13 protein-coding genes are annotated in these 16,304 nt (G+C 42.1%); all 13 read left to right on the top strand.

Annotated elements, in window-relative coordinates; genetic code table 11:
- Positions 1-12: 12 nt before the first annotated feature.
- The 13 genes from BK583_RS17600 (at position 13) to BK583_RS17540 (ending at position 16,290) form a co-directional block, all read left to right on the top strand.
- Positions 13-936, top strand: a complete 924-nt coding sequence (locus BK583_RS17600; RefSeq protein WP_055735551.1) for a carbohydrate ABC transporter permease — start codon at positions 13-15, stop codon at positions 934-936.
- Complete coding sequence (locus BK583_RS17595; protein WP_035396296.1) at positions 926-1,759, top strand: carbohydrate ABC transporter permease; 834 nt, start codon at positions 926-928, stop codon at positions 1,757-1,759. The genes BK583_RS17600 and BK583_RS17595 overlap by 11 nt, the downstream gene beginning before the upstream one ends.
- A gap of 20 nt (positions 1,760-1,779) precedes the next feature.
- Complete coding sequence (locus BK583_RS17590) at positions 1,780-3,144, top strand: FAD-dependent oxidoreductase (protein ID WP_055735552.1); 1,365 nt, start codon at positions 1,780-1,782, stop codon at positions 3,142-3,144.
- 463 nt (positions 3,145-3,607) lie between these two features.
- Entirely contained in the window at positions 3,608-3,997 is a 390-nt protein-coding gene (locus BK583_RS17585) for a DUF5082 domain-containing protein (protein ID WP_055735553.1), read from the top strand.
- 19 nt (positions 3,998-4,016) lie between these two features.
- Complete coding sequence (locus BK583_RS17580; RefSeq protein ID WP_035398307.1) at positions 4,017-4,280, top strand: YwqI/YxiC family protein; 264 nt, start codon at positions 4,017-4,019, stop codon at positions 4,278-4,280.
- 23 nt (positions 4,281-4,303) lie between these two features.
- The gene (locus BK583_RS21325) at positions 4,304-6,391 is read left to right on the top strand and encodes an LXG domain-containing protein (RefSeq protein ID WP_055735554.1); all 2,088 of its coding nucleotides are present in this window, start codon (positions 4,304-4,306) and stop codon (positions 6,389-6,391) included.
- Positions 6,388-6,819 (top strand): SMI1/KNR4 family protein, encoded by a 432-nt coding sequence (locus BK583_RS17570; protein WP_055735555.1) that lies wholly within the window; start codon positions 6,388-6,390, stop codon positions 6,817-6,819. The genes BK583_RS21325 and BK583_RS17570 overlap by 4 nt, the downstream gene beginning before the upstream one ends.
- Before the next feature lie 489 nt (positions 6,820-7,308).
- The gene (locus tag BK583_RS17565) at positions 7,309-7,716 is read left to right on the top strand and encodes an immunity protein YezG family protein (protein ID WP_078440240.1); all 408 of its coding nucleotides are present in this window, start codon (positions 7,309-7,311) and stop codon (positions 7,714-7,716) included.
- Between the two features lie 448 nt (positions 7,717-8,164).
- Entirely contained in the window at positions 8,165-9,130 is a 966-nt protein-coding gene (locus tag BK583_RS17560; RefSeq protein ID WP_055735556.1) for an ABC transporter permease, read from the top strand.
- A 12-nt stretch (positions 9,131-9,142) separates the two neighbouring features.
- Positions 9,143-10,048, top strand: a complete 906-nt coding sequence (locus BK583_RS17555) for a carbohydrate ABC transporter permease (RefSeq protein ID WP_038476892.1) — start codon at positions 9,143-9,145, stop codon at positions 10,046-10,048.
- 37 nt (positions 10,049-10,085) lie between these two features.
- Positions 10,086-11,681 (top strand): extracellular solute-binding protein, encoded by a 1,596-nt coding sequence (locus BK583_RS17550; protein ID WP_055735557.1) that lies wholly within the window; start codon positions 10,086-10,088, stop codon positions 11,679-11,681.
- A gap of 74 nt (positions 11,682-11,755) precedes the next feature.
- Positions 11,756-13,132 (top strand): alpha-L-fucosidase, encoded by a 1,377-nt coding sequence (locus BK583_RS17545; RefSeq protein WP_055735558.1) that lies wholly within the window; start codon positions 11,756-11,758, stop codon positions 13,130-13,132.
- A 23-nt stretch (positions 13,133-13,155) separates the two neighbouring features.
- A complete protein-coding gene (locus tag BK583_RS17540; RefSeq protein WP_055735559.1) occupies positions 13,156-16,290 on the top strand; it encodes an alpha-mannosidase in 3,135 nt (1,044 codons plus the stop codon).
- Positions 16,291-16,304: the final 14 nt, after the last annotated feature.

Raw genomic sequence — 16,304 nt, 5'->3', positions numbered from 1 at the left:
AGGGATTAAGAGATGAATGTAGATACGCAACCTGAACAAAACCAAACAAAACGGCGGAAGCCATTTTTCAAACAAGATACCCTCGCAGGCTGGTTGTTTCTTAGTCCAATGCTCATCGGTTTCACTGTTTTTATGTTCGTGCCAATTGGCTTTGCCTTTTATATGAGCTTTACAGACTGGCCGTTGCTTGGTCAGTCGGAGTTCATTGGAACGGCGAATTATCGAGCTATTGTCCAAGACCCAGAATTCCAACAAGTGATGGGCAATACCATTTTGTTTACTGCCGGGCTTGTGCCTTTTAATATTCTTCTTGCTCTTGGATTGGCACTGCTACTGCGCCATCCGCTACCACTGATGGGCATGTTCCGAACGATTGTCTTTGTACCGGTAGTCACAACACTTGTTGTATGGGCGATTGTCTGGCGCTATATGTTTGCGACTGATTACGGATTTATTAACTCCATCCTTGGTTGGGTTGGAGTTGAACCACAAGCATGGCTCTATAGTAAGGACTTGGCGATGCCGGCTGTTATTATCACAAGTGTGTTGAAAAATGTAGGACTAAACATGGTCCTGTTTTTAGCAGCATTACAGATGGTGCCGAAGAATTTATACGAAGCGGCACGAATCGATGGAGCAGGGAGCTGGCGTCAATTCCAGAACATTACGCTTCCCATTATTTCCCCAACCGTGTTTCTAGCAACTATTATTACAATCATTGGGGCGATGAAAATCTTCGCCCAAATCTTTGTGATGACACGTGGAGGTCCGGAAAGTAGCACGAAAGTGATCGTCTACTATATTTGGGAAAAAGCCTTTCGTCTGTTTGACATGGGCTACGCTTCAGCGGCTGCGTTTATTCTATTTTTTCTAATCTTTGCATTCACATTGATTCAATGGTGGCTACGGAAAAGGTGGGTTTACAATGAAGATTAATTCCATGTCCACACTTATTCGTTATTTGCTCTTAACAATGATCTCGGCGATTATGCTGCTTCCCTTCATTTGGATGGTAACCACGTCATTAAAAGATCCAAATCAAATTTTCTCACTGCCACCAACGTTTATTCCAAATCCGATTCAGTGGGACAGCTATATCAATGTGTTAACTAGTACGTATTTTTTGAGGCAAATGTTCAACAGCATCTACATTGGTGCAGCCGTCACAATTGGGACAGTATTCCTTGCCTCTCTAGCAGGCTATGCGTTTGCTCGGATCCCTTTTAAAGGCAGAAATCTTGTTTTTCTCGCTTTTTTAAGTGTGATGATGATCCCTGGCGAAGTCACGATTATTCCGCTTTTTCTGTTTATGAGAGAACTTGGGTGGATTGATACACATTGGCCGTTAATCATCATTCCAATCTTTGGTGCTGGTGGAGCATTTGGCATCTTTGTGATGCGCCAATTTTTTAAACAGGTTCCTGCTGAATTAGAAGATGCAGCCCGAATAGATGGCTGTTCTCGCTTTCGAATTTTCTTGCAGATTATGCTGCCACTCTCAAAACCAGCATTAGCAACGGTCACCATTTTTACCTTTTTAACGAATTGGAACGAGTTTTTAGAGCCTTTAATATTTATTAACTCAAGGGAGTTAATGACGTTGCCGCTCGCGCTCTCCTTATTTACAGATGAAGCAGGAACCGATTGGAGCTCGCTCATGAGCGCATCTGTTCTAGCGACGTTGCCTGTGCTAGTCATCTTTTTTTTCGCACAGAAGCAATTCATCGAGAGCTTAGCTATGTCTGGTTCAAAAGAATAAGAAAAACGGAGGTCCTATAAATGAGACAGATCACAGAAGTAGAAAAACAAGTGCGCGTACGAGGAGAGGCAGACGTGGTTGTATGTGGAGGAGGTCCTGCAGGAATTGGTGCTGCTTTAAGTGCTGCACGTAACGGTGCCAAAACGATTTTACTTGAATCCCACGGTTTTCTTGGCGGCATGGGAACAGCGGGGATGGTGACATCTTTCGCATATGGCTATCATGACAAAGAGCGCTTTATTACCGGTGGCATCTTTCAAGAAATTCGACAAAAGCTCTACGATAGAGGAGGTCTCATCATGACCGATCGCAAAGGCTGGGAGCCCTTTAATGCAGAGCAATACAAAATACTTGCCTTTGAGCTCCTCGCCGAAGCAGGTGTCGAGCTTCTTTGTCACACGACGATTGTTGATACGATTACGAAAGACGGCACCATCGAAGCGATTCTCATTGAAAGCAAGGCAGGTAGGGAGGCGCTGATAGCGACTCATGTTATTGATGCAACAGGTGATGGAGACGTGGCGGAACGAGCCGGGGCGACCTGCAAGATTGGTAGAGATAAAGACGGAGGTACCCAGCCCTCCTCACTCATGTACGTGCTCGGCAACGTTGATACAGCCGCTCTCGGCCATAAGCTTGACGAAGAAGGACGCCGTGGTTATTGGAAAACCGATGACGGCTATCACTATTTAAATGCAACAGGCTTCGCACGGGAAATTGAACAAGCTAAGCGAGATGGCTTTCTAACGAAAGTAAACCGAGATCATGTCGCGGCCATCTTTACCGTTCCATGGATGGACAACGTTGTCGGCATTAACTTTGGCCGAATTCAAGGGAAAAATGCCCTCGATCCGCACGATCTGACAGATGCGGAAGTGCTTGGGAGGGAGCAAGTACTAGACGGAATCGCTTTCCTCAAAAAGTACGTGCCGGGCTTTGAGCGAGCCGAGCTTCTGCAAACGGCGCCACAAGTAGGTATACGGGAAACAAGACGTGTTATCGGAGACTACGTTATGACACAAGAGGACATTATCGACTTAAAGCAGTTCGACGATTGTATCGCACAATCTTGCTATATGATTGACATTCACTCACCAGACTCAGCTACAACAGAAATTTACAAACTACCAAAAGGAACCCACTACGACATCCCCTATCGTTCGCTCCTGCCAACAGGACTGAACAACTTGCTTGTTGCCGGCCGCTGCATCTCAGCGACCCATGAAGCCCTCGGCTCTTTCCGGGTTCAAGCAATCTGCCTCGCAATCGGTGAAGCTGCTGGAGCCGCCGCCGCTCTTGCTGTAAAAGAATCTTGCTCTCCACGAGAGATTAACGTGAAGCAGTTGCAAGACACGCTCGTTGGACAAGGTGCGATATTGAGTTAATGGAGGAGCCCCCTGCGCTGGGTCTAAATAGAGAGAATGAGGCTGGGACATAACGAAAAGTAGTATTAGAAAAGACGAATAGTCTAAAATATGCTGAGTAGCACCGCTACAGGAGAATCCTTCGCTTTCCGGGGACACGGCCTCAGCCTCCTCCGTGGAAAACCGCACTTCAGAGTCTTCGAATTCTCCTTCCGTTAATTTTCATATAAAACAAACGACGAACGTTCCTATTTTCAGGAATGTTCGTCATTTTGGTCTGTCTATCTACTTTTGTTCCAGCTTCTTTCTTTTTTCGTGTACACTTTTTACTAGTTTATAATCTGACAAATAATCTAGTAAACGTAATTTGACTTTAATAGACAGTTTCTTTATGTTCCTATAAAATGGAAAAGGAAAAAGTGAATGGTAGCTATTGAATGAACATTGCAAAAACCATAAGTAGAAAAGGAGGGTCGTTTTTACTGTGGCTGACTTGACGAAAATTCTTAATTTGCAAACGAAACTTGGCACGATGCGCACACAGCTCGGAAATACAGAAGATAAGATTGAGCGGTTAAAAAAAGCTAAAAATGCCCTAAGCACTGAACAAGAAATGCTCCATAACCATAAGGCGAGAATGAACGAGCCAGAGATTGATGGAGACGCTTGGCGCGGCAATGCAGCATCCGAGCATGAGGATATTCGAAGCGAGTTGCACGTATCGTACGTAGCTGCGCAGGATCGTGCTGAGGGAATGCTTAGCTCTATCGAATCAGAAATTTCCAATCTGCAAGGTGAGGCGTCTAGGTGCTTAACCTCTATACTAACAATGGAAACGTCTTTGCAAACATTACGGAACCGTCTATCAACGTAAATTGAGAGGAGATCCCCTTATGCCTGAAATTAAAGTGAATGAAGAAGAAGTACTAAGCGTATTAAGTGAAGCAGGTGAAAAAGCAAGTTTCATAGTTTCAGATAGTGAACCGGCGATTGAGACATCATCAATGGCTTTTCTTTCAAAACTGGCCGAGTTCGAAAGTGGATACGCTACTCAACTTAAGGCGTTTTTAGATGTGTTCAAAAGCGTGCAACAAGAAAGTGAGGAGCTTGTTAAAACATACGGAGAAGTCGATCGCTCACTCGCAAGCCATAGATAATGATAGGAAAGGATGCCGAATGAATGAAGGTTCTTGATGTACAAGAAGTGATGGATGCGATTGACAAAATCAAAATTTCCAAGCAACAGGATTCCGATAACATTGAAAGCTTGCGAGCGAGCATCCAGAAGATTGAACAACTAGAGACCTTGCAAGGCAAAGGCGGAGAGGCGTTAAAAGACCATTTTAGGAGGCTTCATTTACCTGTTCTCGAAGCGTTTCATTTACTCATTCGTCAATACATGGAACAATTAGATAGAGTAAAATCGAACTTACTAGGCTTTGAATCAAGCTCGGCCATCGTTAGGGAGGAGTTTCTTTCTGGTGAGCTAAAAAACGGGCTCGATCGCATCGCCACAACGGCAACAGAGGATGCCAACGAAATTGAATCAATCCGCACATCCATTAGTGATATTCTCCCGCTTACTCCTTTTTCAATGGAAGGGGTCTTAAGACAGGTAGACCGTGGCAAAGACCACGCAAAAGAAACGATTGAGACATTACACGCCCTCGACGAACAAAATGAAGCATTGCTAGCCCAAGCTGAAAGCACGCTCCGAGAAGTAACGAACGTCGTCTCTCAAGTCGCAAACTGGTCGAGCGGCGGGGCAATTCTATCAGCAGAAACGCTTGCCGAAGTCGATGCGAATGTAGAGGCTTTATACGCGAACCTCGTTACCGAAGCAATCCAAATGACGCCACCAGATCCATTTGACCTGACAGGACACGAAAGCGTGATGTATCAGACCGCGTTACCACTTGAATTCCTCTACACTGGTGCCTATGCTAACATCCCAGGTGGACTCAAGGCAATGAGCTGGTATTACATGAATCAGTTCCCAGTTAGTGCGATGATGAATGACGAACAAGCGATTCAAGCATGCGTGGCGCCCCCAATCGAGCAAGACGTGGATGAAGGCGGGGGATGGTTGAATGCAACGTTCAACTTTTTTAAAGGTGTAGGAAGCGGAGCTGTAAATGCGGTAGGGGATGCAGTCGAAGGTGTTGTTAATCTCGTAACAGACCCGATAGGCGTGTACAATGACACGGTCGAATTTATTGGTGCGATTGTGGATGACCCTGCGTTGGTAGGGGAAATCGCAACTGAACTATGGAACGCATTTGAGGACGATGTGATTAATGGTGATGCTCAAAGTAGAGGCGAGTGGACTGGCTATGCTCTGGGCCTTATTGGTACAGCGGTTGTCGGCGATAAAGGAGTCTCAAAAGTCGCCAATAGCGGCCAACTCGCCAAGTTAGGGAGAATCGGTGGCAAGGACGGCTACAAAACCCGGCATGAAATCGAATTGCGAATAGCAACGCAAACGTCTCCAACCAGACCGAGCTTGCGAACTTCTATGAGTAACACGCGAACCAGAGGAGTACAAGCACTCAACACCTATGCACAAAACATGAAAATGAGCGCTACAATAGCCACTGGCCAAGCGAGTCTTGCCGTAAAAGGTGCCACTGGTCAAGTGAAAAACAGCCTTGCCCGGGGAATGGACAATCTTCAAACCAACCTCAATGGCAGTTCGCCTGCTCTTGCGCCAGCCGGAGTCACAGGGAATCGTGTGCCATATAATGCGATGGATTCGCGAAGGATTCAACAAGATGTTGGCGCGGTAAAGCAGGAGCAGTTAAGGAAGATTGAGGTAGGGAGTGGGGTTAAACCTAAACTCAAAGGATCGTTAATTAGAGAATATATTCGGGATATAGAAGGAAGAACTGGTAGAAAACTTGATAAATTGCAGGTTGAAAATTTAAAAGATGCTCTAAGAAAAAAAGATTACACACCTCTTACAAAAGAGCAAACAAGGGTCCATAGACGAGAGTTTAATAAAGTAAAGGACAAACTTGTTAGTGAATGGGAGTTAAACTCTGGTCAAAAGTGGCCAACATATACTGAAGATATTTTTTCAGAGAAGACTGGTTTATTGGTAAGAAATAAAGGTGATAAGTATGATGCTCATCATATCATTGAAAATAATTACGCCGGAGATCATATGTGGTGGAATGTACACCCAGCCAAGTTTCCAAATGAGCATCAGGCGGGAATTCATGGATCTGGTTCACCTGCCAGAGAGTTATTTAGAGGAGGGAAATTATGAAATACGAATTCTTAAAAGCGAATAAAAACAATCAATTCTATCCATTAGACGAAACTGTTATTAAACAAGCAGAAAATGATTTGGGCATCACATTCCCAAAGGAGTTAAGAGAATTTTATATGGAGCTAGGTTATGGATTTTTAAAGGGAGACAGTGGAAATATAAATCGTCTGATGGATCCATTGTCAGTTCGAGACTTTAGGTTAAAACAAAATGATTTTGAATATTTTCCTGACATAGATCTTTATGATGACCTTGTTGATGAATACGTTTTTTTTGAAGTAAATGAAACAGTTCTATTCACAATAAAACGATTAGATGATGGGAACCCTATATTTTACGATGAAATCTTAATTGCAAATTCTCTAGAGGAATTTTTAATACAATTTTCTAAAGATGATTCGTATTACATGGAATTTGTTGACTAGAATGAATTAAACCGTTTTAGTTTTATTGAGAAGGCTATATTGATGCAAAAGTAGCCTTAATAGGGTGAAGGGTGAATAGAATTTAATTGCTTTCAATGGAAGATGACTTTTATGAATAAACTCAAACATGGTATAGATTACTAAGCATTATGGTGTTTTTGAATTGTTTTAATGGAAAATGAAAATAAACTAAGAGTCATAGTTCCTTAAGGGGCTATGACTTCTTAAATTACTTTCGCCCGGGGAATGGACAACCTTCAAACCAACCTCAATGGCAGTACGCCTGCTCTTGCGCCAGCCGGAGGCACAGTGAACCGTGTGCCATATAATGCGATGGATTCGCAAAGGATTCAACAAGATGTTGGCGCGGTAAAGCAGGAGCAGTTAAGGAAGATGAGGTAGGCAATGGAGACCTGAATTATATTATTGATGGGAGAAAAGAATCCGAGATATTAACTAATTATACGAGTTAAAAAGGGAGGGATAAGATTGGATACAAAAGCAATGGAAACCATTTATCAAAAAATAGCTAATACACTCACTACAATTATTCCAGAGGATTGGGAAGAAGTATATGTTTATACTGAGATGAGGGAAGGATATAAACGTGTATTTTTTTATTATTACCCTAAGGGTAGGAAAGAACCTATACACAGCTTAGATATACCAGATTGGTTTTTACTAGATGAGGATGAATATGAGTTATATAAATTGTTTTCATTGTTAAGAAAAGAATTCCAAGATCAAGGGCAAGAGCCTTGGAAGGCGTTAACGTTCATATTGGACGACACAGGAAAAATGAAAATAGATTTGGTGTATGAGGATGTATCACAAATGAGCCCTGTAGATAAAAGATCTTTTTGGGAGTCTAAGTATCTTGGCATAAGAAGCGAATGAATTGAGCTTTGGGTGTATTTGTTGTTACTCTTCCAAAGAGCTATAACAATTTTTAAGTGAATATGGATCTGTAGGAATCTATGGAGTAGAAATCGGAAATAGATTTTGGGGTAGTACCTTCAGTTGTAAGCTGAACTCAATCGTATAGAGAACTAGGTTTACCTAACTTGGTTTCTTGACTTTCTCGTAGTTCAGAAACAACTTTGAACCGTTCCTCCCAAACCGTCAATCCTGCGGCATCTTTTTTAAAAAGCGTCCCGAACCCGCACCGCTCCACTAATTATCAAAAACAACACATCCACAACATATCCAACATATCGGAATTGTTTAAACTACAGTAATGAAAGCGTATTCAAAGATAAGGAGCTTCAAATGAGAATGTTACATATTGATACAATTTCAAGCGGAGTGCTACGATTGGAACAATTTAAGACGAAGGAGGAAATGGATGGGACTACAAACAAAAAAGCTGGTTTCTCACCAGACGAGCGCTCCGCCCCCGATCATAAAGAGGAAAAAGAACAGAAAAATTTTGCAAAATTGGCAACTATATATTTTTATACTGCCAGCTTTTTTATACTTTTTTATCTTCCATTATATACCTCTTTACGGTGTGCAAATTGCTTTTAAGGATTTTACACCAACAGCAGGTATAACAGGAAGTGAATGGGTTGGCTTTAAACATTTTATCCGCTTTTTTGATTCCTATTATTTTTGGGATTTAATTCGCAATACACTGGGCATTAGTGTGTACGAATTAATTGTTGGTTTTCCTCTACCAATTATTTTGGCGTTATTATTAAATGAGGCAAAGGATAACTTTTTTAAACGTTCGGTTCAGACTGTCACGTATGCACCACATTTTATATCCGTGGTTGTCATTGCGGGAATGGTCATTGCTTTTCTTTCACCAGTTACCGGCGTTATTAATCATTTTGTTCAATTTCTAGGGTTTGAGCCAATTGCCTTTATGACAGATCCTGCTTGGTTTAAAACCGTATATGTATTATCTGGCGTATGGCAAAGTACGGGCTGGGGAACGATCATTTATTTGGCAGCGCTTTCTGGAGTGGACCCCCAGCATCATGAAGCGGCTATCGTGGAAGGTGCTAATCGATTACAGCGCATTTGGCATATTAACATCCCATTTATTTTCCCGACAATGGTTATTTTACTAATCATGAACGTTGGTAGCATTATGGCAATGGGCTTTGAAAAAATTCTCTTACTTCAAAACCCTTTAAATTTAGAGTCTTCAAATGTCATCGCAACGTTCGTGTACAAAGCAGGTTTACTTGATGCGCAATATAGTTTTGCATCTGCGGTAGGTCTCTTTAACGCAGTGATCAATGCCATTTTACTTATCGTTGTGAACCAAATTGCGAGAAAAACGAGTGAAACAAGTCTGTGGTAGGAGGGTACAGTCATGAATACGAAAATCAGAGAAACCAAAGTTGATAAAGTATTTAAAGCCTTTGTTTACTTCTGTTTAACAGTGGCGCTGGCTGTTGTTCTTTATCCTCTTATCTATATTATTAGTGCATCCATTAGTAGTCCAACTTCCGTCAATAGTGGACAGATGTGGCTTTTCCCCATTGATATAACGTTTGCTGGGTACGAGATGATTTTTCAAAATAGTGAGATTTGGAGAGGATATTTAAACACGATACTTTACACAACCCTTGGAACGTTTATTAACTTAGCTGTGACAATACCAGCGGCTTACGCTTTATCAAGAAGAGATTTTTTTGGTAGAGGCTTCTTTACAGGGATGTTTGTTCTGACGATGTTTTTCAGTGGCGGACTAATCCCAACTTACCTTGTTGTTAGGGATCTTGGTATGATTGATACGATTTGGGCGATGGTCTTGCCGAATGCCGCAGCAGTATGGAATATTATTATTGCCCGGGTGTTCTTTCAAATGACCATACCGAAAGGGTTAGAAGAAGCAGCGAAGATTGATGGCGCTTCTAATTTCAAACTATTCTTCAAAATCATTCTGCCTCTATCTGCTCCTATTATTGCGGTCATGGCGTTGTTTTATGGAGTCGGTCATTGGAATGGTTACTTTAATGCACTCATTTACTTATCTGATCGGAATTTATACCCCCTTCAGATGGTATTAAGGGAGATTCTTGTGTTAAATGAAATGTCTTCAAACAATACAGAAATAACTGGCGAGATGGCCCAAGCTTTACACAGCCGACAACAGCTTTCTGCCATTGTAAAATATGGTGTGATGATCGTATCTACACTTCCAATCATCATTGTCTACCCGTTTCTACAACGTTATTTCGTAAAGGGTGTAATGATTGGGTCCTTAAAGGGTTAAAAGCAATTGTTTTTATAAAAACGAGAGGGGTTTTGAAATGAAGAAAACATTAAAGCTGTGCTTAACAGGACTTTGTTGTGTAGGATTTGCTGCTGCTTGTAGCTCGAGTGATACGGATGGAGACTCGACTTCTAATACGAATCCTGATGTTGAAGTAAGTAAAGAGGGCTTTCCTATCGTTGAAGAGGAAATTACATTATCGCTCATGGCACCTGGTACAGGACTTGCTGAGTGGAAAGACATGCCGACTTTGCAAGAGTACTCAGAAATGACGAATATCTCGTTTGAGTACACGACGCCGCCAATGAGTGATTTTGCAACACGATTAAACCTTGCGTTTGCTAGTGGCGACGTGGCTGATATTATTTATGGCGCCGGCACATCGAATTTAACACCAGGAATGGAAGTGGATTACGGGAGACAAGGAATCCTAATTCCGCTTGAAGATCTTATTGCTGAATATGCGCCAAATATTCAACGGTTATTAGATGAAAATCCTGACATTGCTCGTTCAATTACAACGGTTGATGGTCATATTTATTCGTTACCGGTCATTAATCAGCACCCGAATTCAAGCTGGGCTGTGCCAATGTGGTACAACGGTGAGTGGTTAGATGCCCTTGATGCAGAAGTGCCTACAACAACAGATGAGTTATATGATCTGCTTGTCCGTTTCAGAGATGAAGACCCGAATGGTAATGGAGAAGCAGACGAGATTCCGTTGCTTGATGTTCAAATGAATAGTACGCGTTTAGCATTTCTCGGGGCATTTGGTATGAAGGCTTGGGGAATTGAAGAAGTGGACGGGGAAGTACGGTATGCCCCTCATACGGAAAACTATAAGGAATACTTGACGTACATGAATAAACTGTTCGAAGAGGGGCTTCTTGATCCAGAAACGTTTTCTCAGTCTGATGAGCAAAAGAAAGCAAAAGGACAAGAAAACAGACTTGGTTTATTCCCGGATTGGTTCTCGTTCTTTACGACTGGTCAATCAGAAGATGAAGCTATGAACAATCCAATGTTTCATGCGTTATCTAGTCCTATAACTGATGAACCACTTATTCCAATTAATCCAGGCATTACAAGAGGAACGTTTGCGATTACAAGTAATAATGAATACCCAGAAGCTTCTATTCGATGGGTTGACTACTTCTATTCGGATGAAGGATCTGAATTCTTAGATCATGGACCGGAAGGCTATCTTTTTGAGCGTGATGAAGATGGAAATAAGGTGAAGCTTGATCCGCCACCTCAATTCGATAGTGCGGAAGATTACCGTGGGACATTAACTCCGGCCTATGGTATCCCAACACCAACATTAGTAAAACGAGTCGAAGGTGTTGAAGTGAGTGAATTTGATCAGTTCCTTGATGCTGAAACAGAAGAGAAGATTGGGCCTTATGGTGAAGTGCCGATTCCTCTTCTTTATTTAACAAATGAGGAACAAGAAATTGTCAATACGATAGAAGTTGACCTTAAATCCTATGTCGAGCAGTTAGAGGCACGGTTTATTACTGGGGTAGAACCGCTGTCAAACTGGGATAAATATGTGGACACCATTGAAAGTATGAACATTGAAGAATACATTGAGATTTATCAAGTTGCCTATGATCGTTGGGCAAGTAGCTAATTAAAAATGAAGCTCGTATTAAACTTGAGTTCAAGTCGTATACGAGCTTTTTCTCTTAAAAAGGAGGAATGGAGATGACAGATAACCTCGAAGAAGTAACAGATGGTGTACATCATTACAGTAAAGAAGAGAGCTATGTGGCGCCGAAAGAGAAAGCGTTACAAGCGCAATTGGAATGGTTTAAAGATCAAAAAATTGGGGTGATGATGCATTGGGGGCCATATTCACAGTTGGGTGTGGTTGAATCATGGGCGCTAAGTGACGAGGATGCAGAGTGGTCGAGAGAAGAAATTGACTGGGAGCATGATTCGAAATCATTAAAGCAACAGTACGTTGCGTTAAACAAAACCTTTCATCCGATTCGATTCCAGCCTGATGCATGGGCGGATTTAGCAAAGGATACTGGATTTAAGTATCTTGTGTTTACAACAAAACACCACGATGGTTTTGCGATGTGGGATACAAAGACAACAGAGTATAAAATCACAGGTTCAGCTTGTCCGTTTCATCGGCATCCTTATGCTGACGTATGCAAGCAGCTTTTTGATGCGTTTAGAGCAAGAGGATTGGGAATATCAGCGTATTTTTCAAAAGCTGATTGGCATATCCCATCGTACTGGACTCCGAATAAGACAGGTAGTGGGTACACGAGGCGCGGACCTTCTTACGATCCAAAGGAAGATCCAGCATTATGGGAACAATTTGTCCAATTTACCCACGAACAAATACTTGAATTGTTAACCAACTACGGCAGAATTGATATGCTCTGGCTTGATGCAGGATGGGTTTCCCCAAAAAACAACCAAGACATTCGTTTAGGAGAAGTGGTAGAGAAGGCGAGGAAAACACAGCCGTGGCTTCTTGCTGCTGATCGTACAGTCGGCGGACCGTATGAAAATATATTAACACCTGAACAAATGGTACCTAATAAACCAATCTTTGTTCCTTGGGAGAGTTGTATAACAATGGGGAGTGCTTTTTCATTTCGATATGACGATGACTACAAATCTGGTAGAGACCTAGTTCATTTATTAATAGAAATTGTGTCAAAGGGTGGGAATTTAGCGTTAAATGTTGCACCACAGCCGGATGGTCGTCTGCCTAGAGGCGCAGTTAAACGTATGAAGGAATTAGGTGCTTGGTTGCAACAATTTGGGGAAAGCATTTATGGAACAAGGCCTGTGTCCCCATATTATTTAGAGAACATGGCATTTACAAGGAAGGGAAATATTGTGTACTGCTTTGTTTTCATTCATACGAAAGCAGATTTAAACGGTGGTTCACTAACGATTCCTTATGAAGGTGCTGTAGACCAGGTAGAGTTGATGAATAACGGTCAAGTATTGTCTTTTCATAGAGTTGAAAACGAGTTAGTTGTAAACAGATCAGATTGGGAAGGGGAGCATGACCTTCCATACGCATACGTATTAAAATTAACGATCGCTCTCTAATAAAGCGAGAAGGAATGGTAAATATGCAACGCTTACAACGGTGTTTAAATCAAATTCAAGAGTGGGTCCATCATGATCGCATTGATATAAAAGATTGGATAGGAACACGTAGCTACTATAAGAACCCAGGTGAATATGAACAAATAGACGAAGAGCCATATGTCATTCAAGTTGGAGATCGGTTACTTGATTCTGGAGAAACGATGATCCTTGAAAAGGAGCTCAAAGTACCAGAAAAATGGATGAATGAAGAGATTGAACTGGTTTTTCACGTAGGTCAGCATGGGGTGAAAACAAACCATGAAGGATTAGTGTATCTTGATGGTATTCCGTATCATGGTATAGATCGGAATCGGCATAGCGTACCTCTTCCTAAAGGAATAAAGAATCCACATTCGTATAGAGTGAAAATGGAGCTGTTTAATCCAACGGCTCAAGTCATTGATCCATTAAATAGGCAAAACGAGCCAGCGGAATATGCGCCGGCACCATTGTATTTATTGGAGAGTGGGTTTGTTCGAAAAAACAAAGCATTAGAGAATTTGTATTACACGATGAAGGTTTATTTGGAAGCGGCTAAGTTGTTACCAGAATCAGATATGAATCGAATAAAGATCATTGACGAGCTGATGGTAGTAAAGAAATGGGTAATGAATACAGAAGTAGCTACTCTACTGGACAATAGTGCATTAGTAAGTGAAAAGGAAGCCGCTCTTTCTCGCGCTTTGACAGACATAGATGGACAGAATCGTGGATCTATCCATATGGTCGGGCAATCTCATATTGATTTAGCATGGTTATGGCCGATGAAAGAGGCTGTTCGAAAAACGAGTCGCACCTTTTCAACCATGAGTACATTGTTAGATCATTATGACCATTTTCACTATGCTCAAAGTCAACCTCAAGCCTATGCGTTTGTTAAAGACCATTATCCTGAGCTTTACGAACGAGTGAAGCAGCATATTCATAGTGGACGGTGGGAAGTCGTTGGAGGCATGTGGGTCGAGCCAGACTTGAACATCCCTTCTGGTGAATCCCTTGTGCGACAACTTTTGTATGGAATGGCCTTTTATCAAGAAGAGTTTGGTAAGCGACCTCGAATTGAGTGGTTGCCGGATACATTTGGTTATTGTGCATCTTTACCTCAACTGTTGAAAAAAGCAGGCTTAGATTATTTTATGACGACGAAAATGAATTGGAATGACACAAATCCGTTTCCATATGATCTTTTTAATTGGGTGGGAATCGACGGTACAAGCATTCTTTCTTACATCAACCACGGCGTTAATGAGCACACACACCCAAAGGAAATAGCTGAGCATTGGGGAAGCTATAAGCAAAAAGCTGTTCATCCAGAGCAAATGCTCCTTTATGGTCATGGTGATGGAGGAGGAGGTGTCACAAAGGAAATGCTCGAATACGTAGAGCGATCTGCTAGCTTACCAGGACTTCCGGATACATCCTACAGTACGGCACATCAATTTTTTGATCGTGTTGTAGAAGCAAATCCTGTCCTGCCTACTTGGGTTGGAGACCTTTACTTGGAACTTCATCGCGGTACATATACGACACATGGTCAAGTGAAACGGTGGAATCGGAAAGCAGAGGTGTTATACCGTGACGCCGAAATTTGGTCCAGTCTATTAAGCTTGAAGACGAGCAAGTGGGAAGCTACGAATCTTGAAGAGGGATGGAAGCTTTTATTGTTTAATCAATTTCACGACATTATTCCTGGTACCTCGATTCCAGAAGTATACGAAAAAGCGGAAGCAGATTATAAAGAACTCATAGGTATTGGAGAAGGCGTAAAACAACAAGCTCTGCAGGCGCTTGCTCAAGAGGTTGAAACAAATCGAATAGGGCAGCCGCTTATCGTATTTAATAGTCTCTCTTGGGAGAGATCGGAAGTTGTAAAGATCGTAGGGAAAGAAGAACTATTGTCGCTTGTTGTAGTAGATGAGAACGATCAGCTATTAAAAAGTGATTGTGTTATAGAGAAGGATGGACGAGTCACTCGAATGGTTTACGTACCAGCTATCCCACAAATGGGCTATCGAACGGTATGGTTACGGTCAGAAGAAGAGAAAAAGACACCGATGCTAACACAGCCTTTTGATTGGAAGTGGGAAACCGATTTTTATCAGATCGAATGGAATGAAAATGGCGAATTGACGAGGTTGTATGATAAACAGGCATGTCGGGAAGTGCTGAGGCAAGGTGAGTGTGGCAATCAGTTTCAGCTCTTTCATGACCAGCCCACTTATTGGGATGCGTGGGATATCGATCCTCTGTTTGCTGAGCAAGAGGCATATCGACCTGAGTTATTGTCAGTGGATGTTGTATTAAAAGGAAAGACGATGGATCGAATTCGGTTTAAATGGACGCTATCAAGCTCGTTCATTGAGCAAGACCTTGTGTTGTACCATCATGCCGCCCGAATAGATTTTGAAACAAAGGTGAGCTGGCACGAAACCCATAAGTTGTTGAAAGTAGCTTTCCCAGTCGATGTTCAAACGAGTAAAGCTACATTTGAAATTCCGTTCGGTGTCGTTGAAAGAGCGACTCACTCTAATACAAGTTGGGAAAAGGCGCAATTTGAAGTGTGTGGACACCGTTTTGCCGATATTTCGGAAGGCAATTATGGCGTCAGCTTGTTAAACGATTGTAAATATGGCTACGACGTGAGAGGTAGTCAGCTCCGATTATCGTTACTAAGAGCACCTAAATGGCCAGATCCTAATGCTGATCAAGGAGATCACCTGTTTACGTATTCACTTCTTCCTCACCAAGGTACATGGAATTCAGCAAATGTTGTGCGAAGGGGCTATGAATTAAACCATCCTGTCACTTCTATACAGGCGGATGCGCATAAAGGGACGTTGCCAACTCAGCATAGCTTTATCGAGCTAAAGGCACAACATGCGATTCTGGATACCGTGAAGCGATCTGAAAAGGATGAAGGGATTACGATGCGCTTCTATGAATCGAGTGGTGGGCAGGAAGCAATGGAATTGAAGCTCCCACAACCGTCCTTTCAACAGGCAACTGAAACAAACTTGTTAGAAACACCCCTTGCTCCGCTGTCTATGGAAGCAGGCGTTTTACGTACGACAATCAAGACTTTTGAAGTGAAAACAATTACATTTAGTAACAAGTAAGGAGTTGGATGGTC

Source organism: Shouchella oshimensis (genome assembly GCF_002019765.1).
Taxonomy (GTDB): Bacteria; Bacillota; Bacilli; order Bacillales; family Bacillaceae_D; genus Shouchella; species Shouchella oshimensis.
The sequence above is the reverse complement of the archived record's forward strand: the minus strand, read 5'-3'. Positions and strand labels throughout refer to the sequence as shown.